The following is a 22,037-nucleotide window of genomic DNA, read 5'->3' on the forward strand; positions in this document are numbered from 1 at the left end:
CCCCGTGTCCCGCGCCCGTCCGCGCCCCGGTTCCGTACGCTCCAGAGTCGTCGGCGTCGCCGCCACGGCCCTCGCGATCACCGCCCTGACGGCCGGCGGCTCCGTCGCCGCCCCAGGCGCCGGCGCCGGCGCGCCCGGCCAGGGCGACCCCTACTTCCCTCTCGCGGGCAACGGCGGCTACACCGTCCGGCACTACGACCTCGACCTCGCCTACGATCCCGCCACCAGGCGGCTCGACGGGCGCGCCGTGATCACGGCGCACGCCACCCAAGGCCTGCGCGCGTTCGACCTCGACCTGTCGGGGCTGACGGTCGCAGGCGTGCGCGTGGACGGCAGGGCGGCACACTGGACGCGCCGCGGCCAGGAACTCGTCATCGAGCCGGCGCGAACGCTGAGGCGCGGCGCCGCCTTCCGCGTCGACGTGGCCTACGGCGGGGTTCCCGAGCAGGTCACCGACCCGGACGGGTCCCCCGACGGCTGGATCGCCACCGACGACGGCGCGTTCGTCGCGGGCGAGCCCCAGGGCGCCATGTCCTGGTTCCCCTCCGACAACCACCCGCTCGACAAGGCGTCCTACTCCTTCGAGATCACCGTGCCGAGCGGATACACCGCGGTCGCAGGCGGCGTCCTGACCTCGCGGCACACGTCCCGGGGCGAGACGACGTTCCGCTGGCGGCAGAGCCGGCCGATGGCGTCCTACCTGGCCACGGCGACCGTCGGGAAGTTCGACGTCCAGCGGTACACCACCCGCTCGGGCATCCCCGTGTACAACGCCGTCGATCCCCGCGAGGAGAAGGGCGCCGCCCCCGCGCTGGCGAGGATCCCGGACATCCTGGACTGGGAGACGAAACTCTTCGGCCCCTACCCCTTCTCGGCGGCCGGTGCCATCGTCGACCACGCGCCGGACGTCGGCTACGCGCTGGAGACGCAGACCAGGCCGATCTACGACCGGGCGCCCGACGTCGGCACGGTGGTGCACGAGATGGCGCACCAGTGGTTCGGGGACTCGGTGTCCCTCACCAGCTGGCAGGACATCTGGCTGAACGAGGGCTTCGCGACCTACGCGGAGTGGCTGTGGCAGGAGCAGCACGGCGGCCGCAGCGCGCAGGCGTCCTTCGACCACTACTACGCCCTCCCCGCGAGCGACGGCCTCTGGGCGTTCCCCTCGGCCGACCCCGGCGACGGCGCCCACATCTTCGCCTCACCGGTCTACACGCGGGGCGCCATGACGCTCCAGGAACTCCGCGACGCCGTGGGCGACCGCGCGTTCTTCACCATCCTGCGGACATGGGCGCACGGCCACCGCTACGGCAACGGCACGACGGCCCAGTTCGTCGCGTTGAGCGAGCGTGTGTCGGGCAAGGACCTCGGGGAGCTCTTCCACACCTGGCTGTACACGGCGGGCAAACCGCCTCGGCCGTAGGCCGTGGCCGCCGCGCCAGGCGCCCGTGGAAAGAAGAGACGGACCCTCTTCCCATCCCGTAAGACTGCTTGTAAGGTTCCCGGCAACTGAAATCGAGATTGCAGACGCTGCGGGCTTGCCTGCGGCGCTGCGAGCACCGAGTGCCGGGAGGACCCATGCTGGCTGAACGCATCGCCGCCTGTTCCTCGGAGCTGTCGCGGACCGACCGGCTGATCGCCGACCACCTCCTCGAACACCTCGATGACGTGCCCTTCCTGCGCGCGGCGGAGATCGCCGACAGCCTCGGCGTCAGCGCGGCGAGCGTAACCCGCTTCGCCCAGCGCCTCGGCTTCGACGGCTACCCGCACCTCCAGGACGCGGTCCGCGGCGACCTGCGCGCCGTCCTCGCACCGCAGGCGGCCCCGACCGGGGGAGAGGGCAGATACGCGCGCATCTGGGAGCGCGAGGCCCGCAACCTGGAGCAGCTCAGGGAGCTGCCCGACGACGTACTCGACGCCGCCTCCCGCATGATCGCGGGCGCCGGCGCCGTGTGGGTGCTCGGCGGCCGGGCCTCCGAGTCCGCCGCCGCCGCGCTCGCGTTCTCGCTCGCGCGGGTCAGGGGCGGTGTGCGCCGGGTGACCTCGGCGATCCTCCACGACTACCAGCCACTCCTCGACGTCGGCCCCGAAGACCTGCTGATCGCCTTCACCTTCCGCCGCTACACCCGCAGTACGGCCGACATCGGGCGGATGTTCGCCGCGAGAGGCGTGCCCGTCCTGCTGGTCACCGACGACGGTAGCCCCTCGCTGGCCAAGGACGCGGAGCTGGTGCTGCGTGTCTCGGGCAAGGCGTCCGGGGGACTGCCCTCGACAACGGCCGCCACCAGCCTGGGACTTGCCCTCACGCTCGGCGTCGTGGGGCACCTCGGCTCCGAGCGGCTCGAAGCGGGCGAGCGGCTGAGCAGGAACATGGACATCTTCGAGGGATAGCCGCGGGCCGTACACCCCCGATCGGGGACGGACGTCCGGCGCCTCGGAAACCACGACACCTTTTCGGTGACCGGCGACACGCACCGGCGACACGCACCGGCGCGGCACCGCGCATCACACCGGCAGGGCGGCCGACGCAGGCCGGGCCGTGCCCGCCAGAACGTCCGCGCGCGGCACACCACCACATCACTCGCACACGTGTCCGGGCACTGGTGTCGCCTGCTTTCCGGTGGCATAAGTCAGTGCAAAACACGAGAAGGCATGAAACGGGAGTTCACGATGGCAGACGAACCCACGGGCGGCAACGCCGGGGAGCGACACACCGGCGAGGAGCCGTGGCAGTGGAGCGAGGAGACCTGGCGCGGCCACGTGGAACAGGTGCGCGCGGGCGCCTCGCTCACACCGCCCGCGTGGCCGGGCGGCGCGCGGGTCGCGGTGGCCCTGTCGTTCGACTCCGACCACGAGACGCCCGCACTGCGCGACGGCGAGACACGCCCGGGCAAACTGGCGCAGGGCGAGTACGGCTCGCGCGTCGCCGCCCCCAAGATCCTGCGGCTGCTCGAGCGCCACTCCGCCCCCGCCACCTTCTTCATGCCCGCCGTCTCCGCGCTGCTGCACCCCGAGGAGGCGCGGTCGTACACCGCCGCCGGACACGAGACGGCCATCCACGGCTGGATCCACGAGCGCAACATGCAGCTGCCGCCCGACGCGGAACGCGAGCTGCAGCTGCGCAGCGCCGACACCCTCGAACGGGTAACGGGCACACGGCCGGTGGGCATCCGCACACCATCGTGGGACTTCTCCGACCACACGCTGCGCATCACGCGCGAGATGGGACTGCTGTACGACTCGTCCCTCATGGCCGACGACGACCCCTACGAACTCCTCGCCGACGGCGAACCCACCGGCATCGTCGAGATACCCGTCGAGTGGATTCGCGACGACGCGCCCTACTTCATGATGGAGCGCTACGCCGGACTGCGCCCGTACACACCGCCGCGCTCCGTCCTCACCATCTGGCGCGACGAGTTCGACCAGGCGTACCGCGAGGGCGGCGTCTTCCAGCTCACGTGCCACCCCCACTTCATCGGCCACCGTTCACGCCTCGTGGTACTGGCCCAACTGCTCGACCACATCACGGCGCACCCCGGCGTCTGGTTCGCCACCCACGCCGACATCGCACGGTACGTGGCCGAGCGCGCCGGCCTCCCCGCCAACCCATGCCACGCACCGGCGGCCACGGCCGCCGGCAGCAGCGCACCGTCCCCGCGACCAGCCGTCCACGAAGGGCAGTCACGATGACGCAGCACGCCACGCCCCCGGGCACGCCGCGGCCAGCCCGCTCCGTGCCGTCCGGGGCCACCGCCCCTTCCGCCGCCGCGCCCGGCAGCGCCGCGGCCCGCCGCCGCGCCATCTGGGCGGGCGCCGTCGGCAACACCGTCGAGTGGGTCGACTGGGCCGTCTACTCGACGTTCTCGTCGGTGTTCGCCGGCACGTTCTTCCCCTCGCACGCCCCCGAGGCCGCCCTGCTGTCCACGCTTGCGGTGTTCGCCGTCGGATTCCTGATGCGGCCCATCGGCGGGGCGCTGCTCGGCGCCTACGGGGACCGCCACGGCCGCAAGAAGGCCATGACCCTGACCATTTCCATGATGGCGGCCGCGGCGCTCGTGATCGCGGTCTGCCCCGGCTACTCCACCATCGGCGTGGGCGCGCCCATCGTGCTGGTGCTCGCCCGGCTCGTCCAGGGCTTCTCGGCAGGCGGCGAGTTCGGCACGTCCTCGGCGTTCCTCGTCGAGTCCGCCGCCCCGTCACGCCGTGCGCTCGCGGGCTCCTGGCAGCAGGTGTCCGTCGGCGCGGGCACCCTCATCGCCTCCCTCATGGGCACCATCCTGACCAGCAGCCTCGACGAGCACGCACTCGACACGTGGGGCTGGCGTGTCGCCTTCGCGGTGGCCGGCGTGCTGGGTCTCGTCGGCCTGTGGCTGCGGGTGTCCGTGCAGGAGACGGAGTCGTTCCGCCGCGTGGAGCACGCCGAACGCCCCCGCGCCAACCCGCTGCGCGCGATGGTCACCGACCATCCGCGGGCCGCGCTGCGCGTGGCCGGTGTGACCGTGGCGGGCACCCTGATCTACTACATCTGGGTCAGCTACATGCCGTCGTACGTCCACGTGACGACGGGCATGCCGCTGAGCCGGGCGCTGCTCGCCAACACCCTCTCCCTCGTGGTGTTCATCGTGCTGCTGCCGTTCGGCGGCATGCTGTCCGACCGGATCGGCCGCAAGCCCACCATGTTCGCCTTCGCGGCGGGCTTCCTCGTGCTGTCCTGGCCGCTGTTCCACGTGCTGGGCGACAGCTTCTGGACGCTGCTGGCGGTCGAACTCGTCGGCATGGTGCTGCTCGTGGGCTACTCGGCCAACTGCGCCGTGGTCATGGCCGAGCAGTTCCCGCCCGAGGTCCGCACCACGGGCATCGCCCTGCCGTACGCCCTCGCCGTGGCGGTGTTCGGCGGCACCGCCCCCTACGTCACCACCTGGATGAGCTCGCACGGCCACCGCGGCCTCGTCTGGCTGTACCTGGCAGCCGCGGCGCTCGTCGGTGTGATCGTCTACGCCACGATGCCCGAGACCAAGAGCAAGGAGATCGCATGAGTCCACGCACCCCGTCCCCCGAGCGTTCCGCGCCGCCCGGCCGGCCCGCGCCGTCCGCGCGGCACGTCCTGGTCACCGGGGCGGCGGGCGGCATCGGGGCGGCGATCTGCGCCGCGTTCGCGGCGGAGAAGTGCATCGTCACGGCGAGCGACCTGCCGGGCGCGCCGCTGAACGCCCTGGTGAAGCGGCTGACCGCGCACGGCACGACCGCCCACGCCCTGCCCGCCGACCTGTCCGACGCGGGAGCGGCCGCGGACCTCGTTGGCCGTGCGTCGCGACTCGCGGGCACGCCCGGCGTCCTCGTCAACGCGGCGGGCATCTACCCGGCCACACCGCTCGGCGAGCTGACCGCCGAGGTGTGGGACCGCGTGATGGACGTCAACGTCCGTGCGGCGATGCTCACCACCACGGCTCTCGCCCGGGCACTCATCGCACGCGGCGAGACCGGCACCGTCGTGAACATCACCTCGGGCGCCGCCCTGCGCGCACGTCCCGGCGCCGCCCACTACAGCGCCTCCAAGGCCGCACTGGAGATGCTCACACGGTCGTGCGCCGTTGAGTTCGGGCCGCACGGAATCCGCGTCAACGCCGTGTCGCCCGGCTTCGTCACGGTCGACAGCGCCGCCAACCCCGTCACCGACGCGTACGCGGCCGCGGTGTCGGTCAACCCCCTCGGGCGAGCGGGCGAACCGGACGACATCGCCCGCGCGGTCCGCTGGGTGGCAGGACCCGAGGCGTCCTGGATGACCGGGTCGATCGTCAGGCTGGACGGCGGCGCCTCGGCCGGCACGACCACGCTGCCCCTGCACTGGCCGCAACTGTCGGGAACCCAGGCGGGCGCCGCACCGCACGAGGAGGCCTCATGAACACGGACGGCGCCACGGCCGCCCACCCCACCGGCTACACCGTCGTCGGAGGCGGCGCGATCGGCGGCACCCTCGCCTTCCACCTAGCCGACGCCGGACACACCGTACGGATCGTCGACACCGACTCCGGCCACGTGGCCGCGCTGCGCGCCCAAGGACTCACACTGCGGGGCCCGGAGGGCGAGCGCACCGCCGCCGTCTCCGCGACCACGCCCGACGCGCTCGACCACCAGCCGCGCCACGTCCTGCTCTGCGTCAAGGCGCAGGCCACCGGGACCGCGGCCGACTGGCTGGCGACCGTGCTGGGCGAAGACGGCTACGTCGTGTCGCTCCAAAACGGCCTCAACGAGCGCCCGATCGCACGGCGCGTCGGAACACACCGCACCATCGGCGCCTTCGTGAACCTGTTCGCTGACGTGGTCGCACCCGGCGTGGTCCAGGACGGCGGCGCGGGTGCCCTCGTCGTCGGCGAACTCGACGGCACGCCGAGCGAGCGCGTGCGCGCCCTCGTGCGCGACCTCCAGGCGTGGGGGCCCGCTCGCGAGACGGGGAATGTCGCCGGATATCTCTGGTCCAAGCTGTCGTTCGGCTCCATGCTCACCGCGACGGCCCTCGTCGACGCGCCGATGGCGCGGCTCATCGACGTCCACCGGCCGCTGATGCACACCCTCGCCGCCGAGGTCGCCGCTGTCGCCACGGCGGACGGGCTCACGCTCGAACCCTTCGACGCGTTCGACCCGTCCGCCTACCTGCCCGCAGCCGGGGCCGCGGAACGCGAGGCGGCGACCGACCGGCTGGTCGCCTGGCTCGGCGGGCAGGCCAAGGACCGCAGCGGCATCTGGCGCGACATCGCCGTACGCCACCGGCCGGTGGAGGTCCACCACCACTACCGGCCCGTCCTGAGCAGGGCCGCCCAACTGGGCGTTCCCACACCGGCACTGGAACGCCTGCTGACGATGCTCGCCGAGGTCGAGTCGGGCACGCGCCCCATGAGCGCTGACAACCTCACCGACCTGTACCGCCACACCTCCCACGGAAGCGCACGTTGAACACCACACCCACCCCGCAGGGCGAACCGGCCGCCGCATCCGTATGCGACTGGGTCGCCGACCACCGCGACACCATGCTCGACGAACTCGCCCGCTACGTGAACACCGACACCCCGAGCGACGACAAGGAGTGCCTCGACGCGATCCTGCCCCGCCTGGAGTCCTGGCTCGAATGTGCGCTCGGCACCCCCTCCGCCCGGCGCCGCGCCGACGGCGGGACATACGGCGACACGCTGGTATGGGACTGGCCCGGCGCCCGCCCCGGCGGCCCGGATGACGATGCCGGCACGCCCGTGCTGCTGCTGTGCCACTACGACACCGTGTGGGCCAAGGGCACCGTCGCCCAGAGGCCCTTCACCATCGAGGGCGACCGCGCCACCGGGCCCGGCGTGTTCGACATGAAGGCCGGACTCGTGCAGGCCGTGTGGGCGGTACGGGCACTCGACGCGCTCGGTCTGCCGCGCCCGCCGCTGCGCCTGGTGCTGAACGGCGACGAGGAGATCGGCAGCCCCACGTCGCGCCCTGTGATCGAGGCGGCGGCCGAGGGGGTGCGCGCGGCCCTCGTCTTCGAGGCATCGGCCGACGGCGCAGTCAAGACGGCCCGCAAAGGCGTAGGTCTCTTCCGGGTCACCGCGACGGGCATCGAGGCGCACGCCGGGCTCGACCCCGAGAAGGGCGTCAGCGCCGTGGACGAGATAGCCCGCGCTGTCCTGTACCTCCACGCGCTCGCCGATCCGGCGGCAGGCACCACGGTCAACGTCGGTGTCGTCAGCGGCGGCACCCGCACCAACGTCGCGGCGGGCCATGCCGTGGCGCACATCGACGTGCGGGTCGCCGACGCGCGGGAGGCCGAGCGCATCGACCGCGCCCTGGCCGCCCTCCGCCCGCACGACCCGCGCGCCGTGCTGGAGTGGGACGGCGAGTGGAACAGGCCCGTCATGGAACGCACCCCGGGCAACGGCCGGTTGTACGCGCTCGCCCGCGAGCGGGCCGCCGGTCTCGGGGTCGACCTGCCCGAGTGCTCGGTCGGTGGCGCCAGCGACGGCAACTTCGTCGCCGCACTCGGCATACCCGTACTTGACGGGTTCGGCGCCGTGGGCGCCGGCGCCCACGCGCGCGAAGAGCACATCAGCCTCGCCGGCATGACGCAACGCACAGCGCTCGCCGCCGACGTCCTGCGCGCGCTGGCCACCCGTGAGGCCGCGACCGTGGTCTGACGCCCGGACGCCGCGCGGACCGGCACGTCCGCGCGGCGCCGACTCACGCACGCCCCCTTGACGGTGGACGCGAACCCTCGAAGAATGATGCCGCCATGTCATGACAACGTTGTCTAGTCAGAGGTGCCACCGTCGCGGCGACGCGGTCACCACCTTGGAGGAACCCCGATGAGATGGACCCGACTTCCGCGCCTGCGCACCGCGGGGGCGGTGACGGCCGCGGTCCTGATCGGCGGCGCGCTCGCCGCGCCTGCCGTGCAGGCAGCCCCGCACAGCGCTGCCGGGGCGCACGGCCGACTCACCAGCCTGGTCAACCCGTTCATCGGCAGTCAGGACGAAGGCAACACCTATCCGGGCGCCACCGTGCCGTTCGGCATGGTCCAGTTCTCCCCTGACACCGGCCACAACACCGGGTACGACTACACGCAGAACCACATACGCGGCTTCTCGCTCGTCCACCTCTCCGGCGTGGGCTGCGGCCTCGGTGGCGACCTGCCCGTCCTGCCGACCACCGGCGATGTGACCGAGACGGACTACTCCAAGTACGCGGCCACGTTCAGCCACGACAACGAGAAGGCGAGCCCCGGCTACTACGAGGTCGGCCTGGACTCCGGCATCAAGGCGGAGCTCACCGCCACGCAGCGCACGGGTGTGCAGCGCTACACGTTCCCCGCGACCGACAAGGCCAACGTCCTGCTGAACGCGGGCCAGGCGCTGCACAAGACGCTGTCCACCAAGGTCACGATCCTCAATGACCACACGGTGCAGACGGCGATCACGGGCAGCGGGTTCTGCCAGGACACCAAGCCCTACACCGTCTACACGGTGACCCGCTTCAACCGTCCCTTCACCACCTCCGGTACGTGGAACGGCGAGACGGTCACAGCGGGCTCCCGGCACTCCACCGCGACCTCGGGGCTCAACGGCGCCTACGTCCGCTTCGACACGCGCAGGAACCGCACCGTCGAGGCGACCACCGCGGTCTCCTACGTCGACGCCAGGGGCGCGGCGCTCAACCTCCGTGCCGAGGGCGGCCGTTCCTTCAAGCGCGTCGAGCACGCCGCCCAGGCGACCTGGGAGAGGCGCCTGGAGAGCGTGCGGACGCGGGGCGGCAGCGACACCCAGCAGAAGACGTTCTACTCCTCGCTGTACCGCTCCTTCCTCGCGCCGAACACCGGCAGCGACGTCGACGGGCGCTACACCGGCTGGGACCAGAAGATCCACCGGGCGAGGAATTTCACGTACTACCAGAACTTCTCGCTGTGGGACACCTACCGCACCCAGACCCAGCTGCTGTCCCTGCTCGCGCCCCGGCAGGCCCGCGACATGGCGATCTCGGTGCTCCAGATCGACAAGGACAGCGGCTGGCTGCCCAAGTGGGGTTACGGGACCGTCGAGACCAACATCATGACCGGTGACCCGGTCACGCCGTTCCTGACCAACGCCTACCAGCAGGGCCTGCTCAAGGGGTACGAGGAGCAGGCGTACCAGGCGCTGAAGAAGAACGCGGACGGCGTGCCGCCCGCCGACTCCGCACCGGTCGGGCGCGAGGGCAACAAGCAGTACATCGCGAACGGCTACGTGCCCTACATCGCGAACCACACGCACGCAAAGCCGGGCGACTCCGACTTCGACTACGGCGGCAGCGCGACGCTGGAGTACGCGCTCGCCGACGGCATGCTCTCCCAGATGGCGGCCGACCTCGGCCACAGGGCCGACGCGGCGCGCTACGCCGAGCGCGCCGAGAACTACCGCAACATCTTCGACCCCTCCACGGGCTTCTTCCGCTCGCGTGACACCACGGGCGCCTGGGCCGGACCTGACGACCCGGCGCAGAGCGTCGGCTTCCACGAGGGCACTTCCTGGCAGTACCAGTGGCTGGTGCCGCAGGACATCCCGGGCATGGTGGGCCTGATCGGCGGCGAGAAGGCCGCCAACGCACGCCTCGACTCCTTCTTCGCCTACGACCAGCTCCTGAAGGACCCGGCGAAGACCGCGAGTGAGGTCTGGGTCAACGGGCCCTACTCGTACTACAACGCGAACAAGTACAACCCGTCCAACGAGCCCGACCTGATCGCGCCCTACACCTACCTGTCCACGGGTCAGCCGTGGAAGACCACGGACGTGGTGCACGCGGCGCTGACCCTCTTCACCGACACGCCGACCGGCATGACCGGCAACGACGACCTGGGCACCATGTCCGCCTGGAACGTGCTCTCGTCCATCGGGATCTTTCCCGTGCAGCCGGGCACGAGCACCTGGGGACTGTCCACGCCGATCTTCGACCGCGTCGACATCACCCTCGACCGGCACTACTACCCCCGCGGACACCTCACCATCAGGGCCGCGGGCACGTCCGGCACCGACCGCTACACGCAGTCCGTCTCGGCCGACGGATCCTCCTACGGCAAGACGTACCTGACGACGGACACGCTGCGCCGCACACGTGATCTGACGTTCACGGTCGGCCCGCGGCCCTCGCAGTGGGGCACGTCGGCCGATGCCGCGCCGCCCGCCGTCGTCGGCTCCGCCGGCTGACAGCGCCATGGCCCGCCGAAACGGCGGGCCATGGCGTTACGGCGTGCCGGTCAGGCGCCCGCCCCGCGCGGGCCCTCCCAGGCCCAGCGCAGCCCGATGCGGCAGTGTCCCGCCTCGAGCGCCACGGCATGGGCCGACCCGGCCGCGTCGATGCGCAGCAGCCGTTCGCTGCGCTGGTCCGCGGCGCCGTCCCGCGCGCAGGCGCCGTCGAGGTGGTAGGAGTAGCAGGCCGACGGCAGGCACGCGGGGTCGAAGCGGGCCTCCATCACGTACTCGCGCACCGGCAGGTGCAGTGCGGCCTCGACATGCGTCTCGAACGGCCGGGGCGCGGCATGCGTGAGCGTGTACTCGACGATGACGGTCTCACCGCGCGCCAGCGGCCTGTCGAAGAGCAGCTCGGCGGCGAGCAGGCCTCCCTCGTGGCTCCTGACGACCCGCCCGGTACGGCAGGGTGAGACCACTTCGATGCCCGGGGGAGAGCCCGGCTCGTCCAGCCGGTACACCGTCACCCAGCGGTCGGGGCCGTCACGGTCGGCCCGCAGCAGTTGCCGCGTCCACTTCGCGCGGCTGCGGCCGTTCTCGTCGAATTCCATCCGGGTCTGGCAGCTGATCCGCGTCAGGCTCGCGTCCCAGCTCGTGTCGATTCCGCTGAGGGCGGGCAGCGAGAGGGCGGGGACCATGCTCTCCAGCGAGGCCCTGCCCTCCGCGCCCGGGGGTCTGGGACCGCGTGGGCGCGGCGGTCCGAGCAGCGCGAACAGGGCGCCGTCCGGCACCGGCAGGAAGCGCTCCATGGCGCGGAGCGCGGCCAGCGAACGCGGCCGCTCCGGGCGGTACCTGCCGGACTGCCAGGAACTCAGGCTGGCCAGACTGACGTCGGCGCCGTGCCGCCGCAGCCGGTCCTGCACCCTGTCGAGGCTCAGCCCGCTCGCCGCGATGGCGGCGCGCAGCGCGTCGTGGAAGGGCCCGGTGCGCAACAACTGCGCGAGCTGGGGCGTCGGGCCCGCGCCGGCTCGGTCGACGAGTCCGCGGTGGACCGCCGGAGCTGCCATGGACGCGGCATGGGCCGTGCGTTCGAACTGCATGCGGTGTCTGCCTTCCGGACGGCCGCTGTGCTGTCCGGAACGCTACGCCGAGTTGTTGGGTGCAGGTCAACCAAAGGTTACCCAAGAGGAAACCAGGACTGGAGCGCGCGACTCCGCCGGCCGCCGCTCGCTCGCCGGCTCCTGGGCCCGGATCCGCCCCTCGACTCCCGCGCGCCCCAACTGCCGCGCTCAACTCCCGTAAAACTAAAAAGCCTGCGTCTCTTGCTGTACAGACTTTCGAACCGTCACTCTTCTGGTGCGCACAACCGTGAACGCCGGCCAGGTGGCCAAAGCCGGGCCGGCACCCCCCATCACGTGCTCCCCCCACGCACAGAAAGTGAGCGCACCCGTATGTCCTCTCACGTCTCCACCCGCCGCAAAAGCCTCCGGGCGCTGTCCGTCGGCGCCGCAGTCGTCAGCGTGGCCGGTCTGAGCATGGCGGGCGCGAACGCGGCGCCGCAGAACCCCGCCCAGCTCAACTCGTCCATCGCGAGCCACGAGTCGCACGCCCTCCACGGCGCCAGAGGCCACAACACCACCACCGAGGCCAGCAACTGGTCGGGTTACGCGGCCACCGGCGGCAGCGGCGCCTACAAGTCGGTCTCCTCCTCGTGGGTCCAGCCTGCCGTCAGCTGCACTTCGCAGAACACCTATTCGTCGTTCTGGGTGGGCATTGACGGGTACAGCCAGAGCGACAACGGCCTGGAGCAGACAGGTACCGAGGCGGACTGCATCAACGGCAGGGCCACCTACGGCGCATGGTGGGAGGTCCTGCCCGCGGCCGAGAGCGCGTACTCGGTAACGGTCAAGCCCGGCGACCACCTCAAGGCCACGGTCACGAACGACGGCAACGGCCAGTACACCATGACCCTCGCCGACTCCACCGAGGGCTGGACGAAGACCACCCACCACGCCGGCAGCCAGGGCGTCAACGGCAGCTCGGCCGAGGTCATCGCGGAGGCCACCCAGGTCAACGGCCAGATAGCCGCGCTCTCGAACTTCGGGACCGTCAACTTCAGCGGCTCGACGGCCAACGGGTCGACCCTGCCAGGCAGCTCGGACGAGATCGTCATGGAGAACTTCGACACGGGCTCGGTCAAGGCCCAGCCGAGCGCGCTGTCCGCAGGCGCGTTCTCCGACACCTGGCGCAACTACAACTGACGGCGAGGAGCGGTACGCCTGTCGGGCGCCACCCGGTGGGTGGCGCCCGACAGGCGTACCGCCACCCCGGCCCCTGGCGGTCCGATTCTGTCGTGTCCGCGCCATGGACAGTCAACTGCACGGCTGGCACTCTGAGTTGGCGCACTCCGAGAGGATCGTGACAACGTTGTCGTCCTCCCGGCACCCCGTACCCCCACCATCGGGAGCAGCCGTGAAAACGAACAGACGCAAGGCGGCGGGACTAGCAGGCGCCGCACTCGGCATCGCCGCCCTGGGCCTGACCGTCCCCGCCCAGGCGCAGCCGGCGCCCGCCACGGGCGCGGTGGCCACCCATGTCTCCGCCTCCCAGCAGCGCGAGGCGAGCCATTTCTGGACGGCTTCGCGGCTGCGCTCGGCCCGCGACGTCACCACCGCGCCGCGAGCGCACGCGGGCGCGGCCACGGCGGCGGCCGAGGGCCCGGTCGGCGCTCCGGTGTCGGTGCCGCCGGTGCCGGGCCCCGCGACCGCCGATCGGCATGCCGCGGCGGCGCGTTCCGCAGCCTCCCCGGCCTCCTCACCGACGGCGTGGACGGGTGGCGGCCTGATCTCCACGACGGCGGGCAAGGTCTTCTTCCAGAACAACTCGGGTGGGACCTTCGCCTGTACGGCCACCGTCGCCAACAGCGACAACAAGTCCATCGTCCTGACCGCGGGACACTGCGTGGTCAACGCCTCGACCGGCGAGGTGTACCACAACTGGGTCTTCATCCCCGGCTACAACAACGGCAACCGGCCCTACGGCACGTTCACCGCCACCGACCTCTTCCACGACGACCAGTACGTCTCGACCGGCGGCAACGCCAACTACGACTTCGCCTTCGCCAAGGTGGGCCAGGTGGGCGGCCGCACGCTCGTCGACACCGTGGGCGCCGAGGGCATCGCCTTCAACTCCCCGACGGGGCAGGACGTGCACTCCTTCGGGTACGGGGGCTCGGCGGCCGAGGGCAGCGGGGAGCGCCTGAACCACTGCGAGGGCACGGAGTTCGCCGACACGGGGCGTGCGGGATCCACGATGTGGGGCATCGACTGCGTGCAGTCGGGCGGCTCCAGCGGTGGCGGGTTCCTCTCGAACTTCGACACCTCGACCGGCGGCGGCTACCTGGTCGGCAACATCAGTGTGAGCGCGGGGAGCAACGAGTACCACCCCTACCTCGGCAACGAGGCGTTGAGCCTCTACCAGCGGGCCGGCGCCTGAACGACTCGCGTGCGGGTGTCAGGACCTGCCCGTCACACCGGCGATGACGGCGGTCACCACCTGGAGCACGGCCTCCGCCCTGGGCGGGGCGGCCTTGCGGTCGGCGAACAGGAGGTGGCCGCTGCCCGTCAGCGTCGGCGCGAGTGCGTCGATGTCGGCGTCCGCCGCGATGCGGCCCAGGCCGCGTTCGGCGGCGAGGTACGAGGCGAACATGGCCGTGGCCTCGGTGAGGAGGGGGATGCCGGCCGGCGTGGTCGTGCGCAGCCGAGCGCGCAGTTCGTCGCGTGACGTGACGAGGCCGACGATCGCCACGGCGACCGTCCCGAACAGCTCGGCCAGTGCCGCGGTGACGTTGCCCGCGACCGTGCCCGTCCCCGCCGCGTCCCGCAGGGCGGCGGCCTGGCCGTCGATCCGGCCGATCCTGTCGCGCACGAGCTCGGCGAGGAACTCGTCGAAGTCGGCGAAGTGGCGGTGCAGCACGCCCTTGGCGCAGCCTGCCTCGGACGTGACCGCCCTGCTGGTCAGCGCGTTCGGCCCGTCGCTGAGCAGCACGCGCTCGGCCGCGTCGAACAGCTGCTCGCGCACGTCGCGCAGGGCCACCCCTGTCGGCACTTGCCGCCCCTCTCCCGATGGCCCGCACGGTTGTCGAGTGGGCATCCGCCCACTAAGGTGGGCGCATGCCCACTCTACCGCCGGAGCGCCCCCGTCCCGTACGGGATGAACCCCATCGGCTCAGGACGGTCGCGGAGTCCTTCGGCTCCGACCCCGGCCGTTACGACCGGTCGCGGCCCCGGTATCCCGCGGCCCTGATCGAGCGGATCGCCGCCGCGGCTTCGGCGGGTGCCGTCCTGGACGTCGGCTGCGGCACCGGCATCGCCGCCCGCCAGCTCAAGGGGGCGGGCTGCCGGGTCCGCGGCGTTGAGCCCGACGAGCGGATGGCGGCCGTGGCGCGGCAGGACGGCATCGAGGTCGACGCCGGGCGCTTCGAGGAGTGGGACCCGGCGGGGCGCGTGTTCGACGCGGTCGTCGCGGGCCAGGCGTGGCACTGGGTCGATCCGGCGGCCGGAGCCGCTCAGGCCGCGCGGGTGCTGGCGCCGGGCGGCAGGCTCACCGTGTTCTGGAACGCCTTCCAGCTGCCGCTCCCGGTGGCGGAAGCCGTCGCCGCGGCGTGCGAGCGGGTGATGCCCGGTGCACCCTTCGACTTCAGCGTGGTCACCAAGCCGGCCGCGGACGGCTACCGGCCCTTCCAGGACATGGCCGCCGACGGCATCCGGCGCTCGGGCGGCTTCGGCGATCCCGAGCTGTGGCGCTTCGACTGGGAGCGGCGCTACACCCGGGAGGAGTGGCTGGAGCAGATGCCCACCCAGGGCGCCTTCACGCGCCTGGCACCCGGCGCCCTGGCCGAGGTGCTGGCGGGCGCGGGATCCGCCATCGACGCGCTGGGAGGCGCGTTCACGATGCCGTACGCCACGCTGGCGGTCAGCGCGGAGCGCGTCGGCAGCACGGTCTGACGCCTCCACGCCCCGCTGCCCGAGGTCAGTTCGCCGGTGCCGCCTCGGCGCTCAGCAGCGTGCGCAGGTCGTCGAAGTGACGGTGCATCGTCTCCGCGGCCCGCTGCCGGTCGCCCGTCTCCAGCGCGGTGACGATGGCCTGGTGCTGCTTCCACGTCGACAGGGGGTCCGACGGGCCGCCGTGCAGTTCGGCCCGCACCTGGTTCATGGCCGACCAGAAGGCATCGAGCACCTCGCTCAGCAGGTGGTTGCCGAGTATCCCGTAGAGCGTGGCGTGGAACGCCCGGTCGGTCGCCGGGGCGACGCCGCCCTGCTCGGCCTCCTGCCGCATGGTGTCCACGATGGACCGCAGGGCGGCGAGGTCGCCGGGTGGCAGGGCTCCCGCGACCGAGCTGATCAGGCCGGACTCCAGCGCCTCGCGCACGGCCATCAGCTCGTACAGCCCGGCCTCGCCCTGGTGGTGGCGCACGGCCGCGCGAAAGGCGATGCCCTCGGCGAGCGAATCGAGGGAGAGGCTCCCCACGTACGTGCCGAAGCCGTGCCGGATGTCGACGATCCGCATGGCCTGCAGCGCCTTGAGTGCCTCGCGCACCGAGTTGCGGCTGATGTCGAGGAGCTTCATCAGCTCGGTCTCGGTCGGAAGCGGGTCGCCAGGGGCCAGCCGGCGGTCCAGGATCAGCTGCTTGATCTGCGCCCGGGCGTCCTCGGACCTGCTCGGCCTGCTCATCGGCGCTCCCTTCCGCTTTTCGGCTTTCGATGGCCTCCGGCCCTTGACCGGATGCGCCAACGTCGGCTTACCTTAGCTCACAGATAGGACATCCTACGTTCTACATCCCCTCGGTCACTCACGCTGGAGCACCTCATGGCACTGCCCGCCCCGTTGCGCGGCGTCGTTCCCCCCGTCTGCACCCCCCTGGACGCGGAGGGGGAGGTCGACACGGCCTCGCTGACCCGGCTCGTGGAACACCTCGTCCGCGGCGGCGTGCACGGCCTGTTCGCGCTCGGCTCGACCGGTGAGGTCGCCTACCTCACCGACGCCCAGCGGCGCACCGTCCTCGAAACGGTGGTGTCCGCCGGGGCCGGGCGCGTCCCCGTGCTGGCCGGCGTCATCGACACCACCACGCCGCGGGTGCTGGAACACGCGCGGGCGGCGGCCCACGCCGGCGTGGACGCCATCGTCGCCACTGCGCCCTTCTACACCAGGACCCACCCCCTGGAGATCGCGGCGCACTTCCGCAGGATCCGCGAGCTGTGCGACCTCCCGCTGTTCGCCTACGACATTCCGGTCTCCGTCCACAGCAAGCTCTCCGCCGACCTGGTGCGCGAGCTGGCCCTCGACGGCACGCTCGCCGGCGTCAAGGACAGCAGCGGCGACGAGGGCGGTCTGCGGCGCCTGATGACGGCGCTCGGCGGCCCCGACCGCGCGGGCCGGGGCGCACCCGGGTTCAGCGTGCTCACGGGCGGCGAACTGACCGTCGACGCGGCCCTGCTGTGCGGCGCCGACGGTGTCGTCCCCGGCCTCGGCAACGTCGACCCCGCCGCGTACGTACGGCTCTACGACGCCGCGCGCGGTGGCGACTGGCAGCGCGCCGCCGCCGAACAGGAGCGGCTCGTCGCGCTCTTCGCGATCGTCGACGCCGGCCCGGAGGACCGGATGGGCCGATCGTCGTCCGCGCTCGGCGCCTTCAAGGCCGCGCTGCGGCTGCAAGGGGTGATTGACCGGCACGACACCGCGTTCCCGCAGATCCCGCTGGACGACGCGTCCGTCGCGCGCGTGGCGAAGCTCCTCGCGGACGCGGGACTCGGCGCGGCCCGGTGAGCCTCGCACGCCCCGCGGCGGCGCCCGTGGCCGGGCCCGTGGTGGGCCTCGACCTCGGGGGCACCAAGATCGCCGCGGCGCTCGTCGCCCCCGACGGGACGGTACGTGCCCGATACAGCCGCCCCACCCCGGCGACCGAGGGCGCGGACGCCGTGCTCGACGCGCTCGCCCATGCGGCCGCCGCCGTCCGCGGCGGCACCGAAGCGTGCGCCGTCGGGGTGGCCGCGGCCGGGGTCGTCGACCCGGAGGCCGGAACCGTACGCGCGGCGACCTCCACCATCGCGGGCTGGTCAGGGGTACGGCTCGCCCCGCTCCTCGCCGCCCGCACCGGCTGCCCGGTCGCCTGCGACAACGACGTCCGTGCCGCCGCGGCGGCCGAGTACGCCGCCCTGGAAGAGCCCGGCGCGTCGCTGCTGCACCTGTCCGTCGGCACGGGGGTGGGCGGCGCCGTCGTCGCGGGCGGCCGGATGCTGCGCGGATCCGCCGGAGTCGCCGGCCACCTCGGCCACCTGCCGAGCCCCGAGGCGGCCGGGCTGCCGTGCAGCTGCGGGGTGGCCGGCCACCTGGAGGCGGTGGCGGCGGGTCCCGGGATCGCGGCCCTGTACGCCCGCCTGGCCGGCGGGACACCGGCATCGCTCGAAGAGGTCGCGCGACGCGCGGCCGCCGGAGACCGCCCCGCGGCCGAGGCGATCACCACCGGAGCCACCGCCGCCGGCCGGGCGCTCGGCGGCCTGGCCAACGCGCTCGGCCCCGGCCACGTGGTGGTCGGCGGCGGTGTCACCGGCATCGGAGGCCCGTACTGGGCGCCGCTGCGCGCCGCCTTCGCCGCCGAACTGATCGAGCCCCTGCGTTCGGCGGCGGACTCCCTCGTCCCGCGCCCGCCGCTCGCGGGCCCCGACGCACCCGTCCTCGGCGCGGCGGCTCTCACCGCGACCGCGCCCCTGCACGCCCCGCACACCGGAGAGGCCCGATGAAACCTTCCGCCCCACTCACCCAGGACGCCTCCGCGCAGGATGCCTCCGAGACGGCCGCCGCGCTGGTCTCCGCGCTCAGGGGACAGCTCATCGTCTCCTGCCAGGCCCCTCCTGGTGACCCCCTGCGGGACACCGCCACGATGGTGCGGATGGCCCGCGCCGCGCAGGCCGGCGGCGCCGTCGCCATCCGCGCCAACGGGCCCGACGACGTCGCCGCCATCGCGGCGGCCGTACCGCTGCCGCTGATCGGCCTGTGGAAGGACGGCGACCAGGGCGTCTACATCACACCCACCGTGCGCCACGCGATGGCGGTACGCGCGGCGGGCGCGGCGGTGGTCGCGGCCGACGCCACCGACAGGCCGCGCCCGGACGGCAGCACGTTCGCGGACCTCGTCGCCGCGGTCCACGCCGACGGCGGCCTCGTGATGGCCGACATCTCCACCGCCGCGGAGGGCATCGCCGCGCAGCGGTCGGGCGCGGACCTGCTCTCCACCACCCTGTCGGGATACGTCCCGGGACAGCACCGGGGGAGCGGCCCCGACCTCGGCCTGGTCGCCGAACTCGCCGGCAGGACCGACCTGCCGGTCATCGCCGAGGGCAGGATCGGCACGCCCGATGAGGCGGCGGAGGCGCTGCGCCGCGGCGCCCACGCCGTCGTCGTCGGCACCGCCATCACCGCGCCCGGCGCCATCACCGCCAGGTTCACGGCGGCCCTCGCGCCGGACGCCCGCTGACCCCGCACCGTTTCCCGCGGCGCTTCCCCGTCCCCTACGCTCATCCAGCCACCGCCGCATCCGGCGGCTGGACCATGGAGAGACATGCACAACCCCACCACCACACCGCCACCGTGGTACCGCGAGCTCGGTGCCCGCCGCTGGAAGGCGTTCTTCGCGGCCTGGCTCGGCTATGTACTCGACGGCTTCGACTTCGTGCTGATCACGCTCGTCCTCACGGAGATCGCCCACGACTTCCACCTGAGTACCGTCGAGTCCGCGAGCCTGGTCTCGGCCGCGTTCATCACGCGCTGGCTCGGCGGCGCCGTGCTCGGCGCCGTGGGTGACCGCTTCGGCCGCAAGTACTCCATGATCTTCAGCATCCTGCTGTACACACTCGGGACGCTGGCCTGCGGATTCGCCTGGAACTACACCAGCCTGTTCGCCGCGCGCCTGGCTATCGGCATGGGCATGGCGGGCGAGTACGGGGCGAGCGCCACCTATGTGCTGGAGAGCTGGCCCGCCAGGATGCGCAACAAGGCGAGCGGATTCCTGATCTCCGGCTACTCGGTGGGCACCGTCATGGCGGCCGAGGCGTACAAGGTCGTCGTCCCCAACCTCGGCTGGCGGTGGATGTTCTACATCGGGCTCGTCCCGATCCTCATCGCGCTGTGGGTGCGCCGCGCGCTGCCCGAGGCCGACGAGTGGCAGGAGCGGGTCGCCGACCGCGGCGCGCGCCCCAACCCCTTCCGACCGCTGTTTCGGACGTCCGCCCTCGCCACGGTCAACGTCGTGCTCGCCGTGCTGGCCACCGTCTCCCTCTTCTGCGTGTTCACGTCGAACGCGGGCGGCCTGACGCTCCCGCTGTCCGTCGTCGCCGGTCTCTGCCTCGCCGCCTTCGCCGTCCAGCTGGGCGGACGCCGCTGGCTGCTCTACCTGTCGCTGATGGTCACGATCTTCGTGGCCTTCATGTACAGCTGGCCCATCCAGGCGCTGCTGCCCACCTACCTCAAGACCCAGCTGCACTACTCGACGGGCCAGGTGACCGATGTCCTGTTCTACGCGGGCTTCGGCACCGTCGCCGGCTGCTGGCTCGCCGGCTTCCTCGGGGACTGGATCGGCACGGTCAAGGCCTACGCCTTCACGCTGCTCGCGTCCCTGATCTTCGTCTACCCGGTCTTCGCCACCCACGACAACCTGCCCCTGCTGGGTGTCCTGCTCTTCGTCCTCCAAGCGCTGAGCTTCGGCATCTCCAGCCTGCTGCCCCGCTACATCGGCGGCCACTTCCCGACCGAGTCGCGCGCCGCGGGCCTCGGCTTCACGTACAACGTCGGTGCGCTGGGCGGGGCGGTCGCCCCGGTGCTCGGCGCACGGCTGGCCGACGGCATGAAGCTGGGCACCGCGCTCGCCGTGCTGACCGCGGTGGGCACGGTCGTGGTGGTCGCCCTCGTCGGCTTCGATGTGCCCGGCCGGCTGCAGCGCCTGGTCACGCCGGGCGAGGTCCGCGACCACCTGGCGGCCGAGCCCGCGCCGGACGCCGCAGGATCAACGGCGGGCGCGCCGGCCGCCCGCGGGTAGGGTCCGCCGCGTTCGGGGACCGCAGTGGAGCTCCAGGTCCTGGGCTACTCCTGCCCCGTGAACATGTCGATCAGGCCGCGGGGCGCGTCCTCGCCGAACATGGCCTCGTGGAGGAGAACGGCTTCGGCCGCCTCCGCGGCGCTGCGGGGGAACAGCTCGCGCTCGTAGGCGGCGAGCGCGGCCTCGGCGTCGTCAGGGTGCGCGGCGATGGCACCTCCAAGTTCCGCGCCGTCGTACATGGCCAGGTTGGCGCCCTCGCCCGACGGGACCATGAGGTGGGCGGCATCGCCGAGCAGGGTCACCCCGGCCACCCGGTTCCACCGGTGTTCGGCGGGCAGGGTGTGCAGCGGGCGCAGGACCGGCGCGGTCTCGCCGTCGGTGATCAGTGCGGTGAGTTCGGGTGCCCAGCCGCCGAACTCGGCCGCCACCCGGGCGGCGGCCGCGGCATGATCGGTGAAGTCGATCCCGGCGAACCAGTCCTTCGGCCTGCGCAGTGCCACGTAGGTGTGGAGCGTGCCGCCGCTCTCCCGGTGTGCCTGGATGCCCTTCCCCGGCGCGAGCGCCATCATCCCGCCGTCGCCGACCGCCTTCGCCGCGGCCGGGTGGCGGGTGTCCGCGTCGTACAGGTACGTCTCGACGAACGACGTGCCGGCGTACTCGGGGGTGGCGGGGGAGAGCAGCGGGCGCACCCGTGACCACGCGCCGTCGGCGCCGACCAGCAGGCTCGTCTCCACCGTGGTGCCGTCCGCGAACGCCACCTCGTGGCGTCCCCCGCCGAGGGCCCGGACGCCGCTGACCTTGCGGCCCCACCGGACGGTGCCGTCCGGGAGGGAGCCGAGCAGGAGCTGCCGCAGGTCGCCGCGGAGTACCTCGGGGCGTCCACCCGTGCCGTCGTCGGGTTCGTCGTGCAGCACGGTCCCGTCCGGGGCGAGGACCCGTGTCGCCTCGCGCCCCTCCAGCACCAGGCCGCGGAACGCGTCGATCAGGCCCGCCGCCCGCAGGGCCGGCTGGCCGTTGTGTTCATGGATGTCGAGCATCCCGCCCTGTGCGCGGGCCGCCGGCGACGGCTCCGCCTCGTAGACGGTGACCGGGATGCCGTGGACGTGCAGGACCCGGGCCAGCGTGAGGCCGCCGAGACCGGCACCGATGATCGTGACGTGCGTACGCATGGTGAACCTCCGGAAGTCCGGAGCTGGCCGGGCAGGCCCGGCCAACCCTCTCTGGTATGTCGTTCCATTCTTGGAACGGCGTACCAG

The 22,037-nt window shown here is 72.6% G+C and carries 19 protein-coding genes; 15 read left to right on the top strand and 4 right to left on the bottom strand.

The window, feature by feature from the left end; genetic code table 11:
• Positions 1-4 precede the first annotated feature (4 nt).
• The 8 genes from IH48_RS0110970 to IH48_RS0111000 all read left to right on the top strand — a co-directional run bounded on the left by IH48_RS0110970 (position 5) and on the right by IH48_RS0111000 (position 10,709).
• Positions 5-1,423 carry a M1 family metallopeptidase gene (locus IH48_RS0110970; RefSeq protein ID WP_030902342.1) on the top strand — a complete coding sequence of 473 codons (1,419 nt, stop codon included), beginning with the start codon at positions 5-7 and terminating at the stop codon, positions 1,421-1,423.
• 155 nt (positions 1,424-1,578) lie between these two features.
• The gene (locus IH48_RS0110975) at positions 1,579-2,391 is read left to right on the top strand and encodes a MurR/RpiR family transcriptional regulator (protein WP_051839534.1); all 813 of its coding nucleotides are present in this window, start codon (positions 1,579-1,581) and stop codon (positions 2,389-2,391) included.
• Between the two features lie 279 nt (positions 2,392-2,670).
• On the top strand, positions 2,671-3,693 hold the full coding sequence (locus IH48_RS0110980; RefSeq protein ID WP_078849631.1) for a polysaccharide deacetylase family protein: 1,023 nt from the start codon (positions 2,671-2,673) through the stop codon (positions 3,691-3,693).
• A complete protein-coding gene (locus tag IH48_RS0110985) occupies positions 3,690-5,039 on the top strand; it encodes an MFS transporter (RefSeq protein ID WP_051839536.1) in 1,350 nt (449 codons plus the stop codon). The genes IH48_RS0110980 and IH48_RS0110985 overlap by 4 nt, the downstream gene beginning before the upstream one ends.
• Positions 5,036-5,905, top strand: a complete 870-nt coding sequence (locus IH48_RS0110990) for an SDR family NAD(P)-dependent oxidoreductase (RefSeq protein ID WP_078849614.1) — start codon at positions 5,036-5,038, stop codon at positions 5,903-5,905. Before IH48_RS0110985 ends, IH48_RS0110990 begins: the two co-directional genes overlap by 4 nt.
• On the top strand, positions 5,902-6,954 hold the full coding sequence (locus IH48_RS36960) for a ketopantoate reductase family protein (RefSeq protein WP_234434204.1): 1,053 nt from the start codon (positions 5,902-5,904) through the stop codon (positions 6,952-6,954). The genes IH48_RS0110990 and IH48_RS36960 overlap by 4 nt, the downstream gene beginning before the upstream one ends.
• Positions 6,951-8,171 (top strand): M20 family metallopeptidase, encoded by a 1,221-nt coding sequence (locus IH48_RS36965; protein WP_234434205.1) that lies wholly within the window; start codon positions 6,951-6,953, stop codon positions 8,169-8,171. Before IH48_RS36960 ends, IH48_RS36965 begins: the two co-directional genes overlap by 4 nt.
• Positions 8,172-8,339: 168 nt before the next feature.
• A complete protein-coding gene (locus IH48_RS0111000; RefSeq protein ID WP_030902350.1) occupies positions 8,340-10,709 on the top strand; it encodes a GH92 family glycosyl hydrolase in 2,370 nt (789 codons plus the stop codon).
• 50 nt (positions 10,710-10,759) lie between these two features.
• Here the strand turns inward: IH48_RS0111000 and IH48_RS0111005 are convergent, their stop codons facing one another.
• The gene (locus IH48_RS0111005) at positions 10,760-11,791 is read right to left on the bottom strand and encodes a hypothetical protein (protein ID WP_234434206.1); all 1,032 of its coding nucleotides are present in this window, start codon (positions 11,789-11,791) and stop codon (positions 10,760-10,762) included.
• A gap of 351 nt (positions 11,792-12,142) precedes the next feature.
• On the opposite strand from IH48_RS0111005, the gene IH48_RS33160 reads away from it, so the two are divergent.
• On the top strand, positions 12,143-12,952 hold the full coding sequence (locus tag IH48_RS33160; protein WP_030902354.1) for a G1 family glutamic endopeptidase: 810 nt from the start codon (positions 12,143-12,145) through the stop codon (positions 12,950-12,952).
• Between the two features lie 211 nt (positions 12,953-13,163).
• Positions 13,164-14,186, top strand: coding sequence for a trypsin-like serine peptidase (locus tag IH48_RS0111015; protein ID WP_234434207.1), 1,023 nt, complete (start codon positions 13,164-13,166; stop codon positions 14,184-14,186).
• Between the two features lie 18 nt (positions 14,187-14,204).
• Here the strand turns inward: IH48_RS0111015 and IH48_RS0111020 are convergent, their stop codons facing one another.
• Positions 14,205-14,798 carry a TetR/AcrR family transcriptional regulator gene (locus tag IH48_RS0111020; RefSeq protein ID WP_030902359.1) on the bottom strand — a complete coding sequence of 198 codons (594 nt, stop codon included), beginning with the start codon at positions 14,796-14,798 and terminating at the stop codon, positions 14,205-14,207.
• Positions 14,799-14,863: 65 nt separating this feature from the next.
• On the opposite strand from IH48_RS0111020, the gene IH48_RS0111025 reads away from it, so the two are divergent.
• Complete coding sequence (locus IH48_RS0111025) at positions 14,864-15,697, top strand: class I SAM-dependent methyltransferase (RefSeq protein ID WP_030902360.1); 834 nt, start codon at positions 14,864-14,866, stop codon at positions 15,695-15,697.
• Between the two features lie 25 nt (positions 15,698-15,722).
• On the opposite strand, the gene IH48_RS0111030 is transcribed toward IH48_RS0111025, so the two are convergent.
• On the bottom strand, positions 15,723-16,424 hold the full coding sequence (locus IH48_RS0111030; RefSeq protein ID WP_030902362.1) for a FadR/GntR family transcriptional regulator: 702 nt from the start codon (positions 16,422-16,424) through the stop codon (positions 15,723-15,725).
• 135 nt (positions 16,425-16,559) lie between these two features.
• Here IH48_RS0111030 and IH48_RS0111035 point away from each other — a divergent pair, with 135 nt between their 5' ends.
• The 4 genes from IH48_RS0111035 to IH48_RS0111050 all read left to right on the top strand — a co-directional run bounded on the left by IH48_RS0111035 (position 16,560) and on the right by IH48_RS0111050 (position 20,781).
• Entirely contained in the window at positions 16,560-17,516 is a 957-nt protein-coding gene (locus IH48_RS0111035; RefSeq protein WP_030902364.1) for a dihydrodipicolinate synthase family protein, read from the top strand.
• On the top strand, positions 17,513-18,490 hold the full coding sequence (locus IH48_RS0111040; protein ID WP_234434208.1) for an ROK family protein: 978 nt from the start codon (positions 17,513-17,515) through the stop codon (positions 18,488-18,490). The genes IH48_RS0111035 and IH48_RS0111040 overlap by 4 nt, the downstream gene beginning before the upstream one ends.
• Positions 18,487-19,224 (top strand): N-acetylmannosamine-6-phosphate 2-epimerase, encoded by a 738-nt coding sequence (locus IH48_RS0111045; RefSeq protein ID WP_078849615.1) that lies wholly within the window; start codon positions 18,487-18,489, stop codon positions 19,222-19,224. The genes IH48_RS0111040 and IH48_RS0111045 overlap by 4 nt, the downstream gene beginning before the upstream one ends.
• Before the next feature lie 84 nt (positions 19,225-19,308).
• Complete coding sequence (locus tag IH48_RS0111050; RefSeq protein ID WP_030902369.1) at positions 19,309-20,781, top strand: sialate:H+ symport family MFS transporter; 1,473 nt, start codon at positions 19,309-19,311, stop codon at positions 20,779-20,781.
• Positions 20,782-20,825: 44 nt separating this feature from the next.
• Here the strand turns inward: IH48_RS0111050 and IH48_RS0111055 are convergent, their stop codons facing one another.
• Entirely contained in the window at positions 20,826-21,950 is a 1,125-nt protein-coding gene (locus IH48_RS0111055) for an FAD-dependent oxidoreductase (RefSeq protein ID WP_030902370.1), read from the bottom strand.
• Positions 21,951-22,037 lie beyond the last annotated feature (87 nt).

Source organism: Streptomyces sp. NRRL F-5126 (assembly GCF_000721265.1).
Classification (GTDB): domain Bacteria; phylum Actinomycetota; class Actinomycetes; order Streptomycetales; family Streptomycetaceae; genus Streptomyces.

Excerpts from the sequence above, each read along its gene's own strand:
- IH48_RS0110975 (WP_051839534.1), top strand. The coding sequence starts at position 1,579 with ATGCTGGCTGAACGCATCGCCGCCTGTTCCTCGGAGCTGTCGCGGACC.
- IH48_RS0110980 (WP_078849631.1), top strand. The coding sequence starts at position 2,671 with ATGGCAGACGAACCCACGGGCGGCAACGCCGGGGAGCGACACACCGGC.
- IH48_RS0110985 (WP_051839536.1), top strand. The coding sequence starts at position 3,690 with ATGACGCAGCACGCCACGCCCCCGGGCACGCCGCGGCCAGCCCGCTCC.
- IH48_RS0110990 (WP_078849614.1), top strand. The coding sequence starts at position 5,036 with ATGAGTCCACGCACCCCGTCCCCCGAGCGTTCCGCGCCGCCCGGCCGG.
- IH48_RS36960 (WP_234434204.1), top strand. The coding sequence starts at position 5,902 with ATGAACACGGACGGCGCCACGGCCGCCCACCCCACCGGCTACACCGTC.
- IH48_RS0111000 (WP_030902350.1), top strand. The coding sequence starts at position 8,340 with ATGAGATGGACCCGACTTCCGCGCCTGCGCACCGCGGGGGCGGTGACG.
- IH48_RS0111005 (WP_234434206.1), bottom strand. The coding sequence starts at position 11,791 with ATGCAGTTCGAACGCACGGCCCATGCCGCGTCCATGGCAGCTCCGGCG.
- IH48_RS33160 (WP_030902354.1), top strand. The coding sequence starts at position 12,143 with ATGTCCTCTCACGTCTCCACCCGCCGCAAAAGCCTCCGGGCGCTGTCC.
- IH48_RS0111025 (WP_030902360.1), top strand. The coding sequence starts at position 14,864 with ATGCCCACTCTACCGCCGGAGCGCCCCCGTCCCGTACGGGATGAACCC.
- IH48_RS0111030 (WP_030902362.1), bottom strand. The coding sequence starts at position 16,424 with ATGAGCAGGCCGAGCAGGTCCGAGGACGCCCGGGCGCAGATCAAGCAG.
- IH48_RS0111035 (WP_030902364.1), top strand. The coding sequence starts at position 16,560 with ATGGCACTGCCCGCCCCGTTGCGCGGCGTCGTTCCCCCCGTCTGCACC.
- IH48_RS0111045 (WP_078849615.1), top strand. The coding sequence starts at position 18,487 with ATGAAACCTTCCGCCCCACTCACCCAGGACGCCTCCGCGCAGGATGCC.
- IH48_RS0111050 (WP_030902369.1), top strand. The coding sequence starts at position 19,309 with ATGCACAACCCCACCACCACACCGCCACCGTGGTACCGCGAGCTCGGT.
- IH48_RS0111055 (WP_030902370.1), bottom strand. The coding sequence starts at position 21,950 with ATGCGTACGCACGTCACGATCATCGGTGCCGGTCTCGGCGGCCTCACG.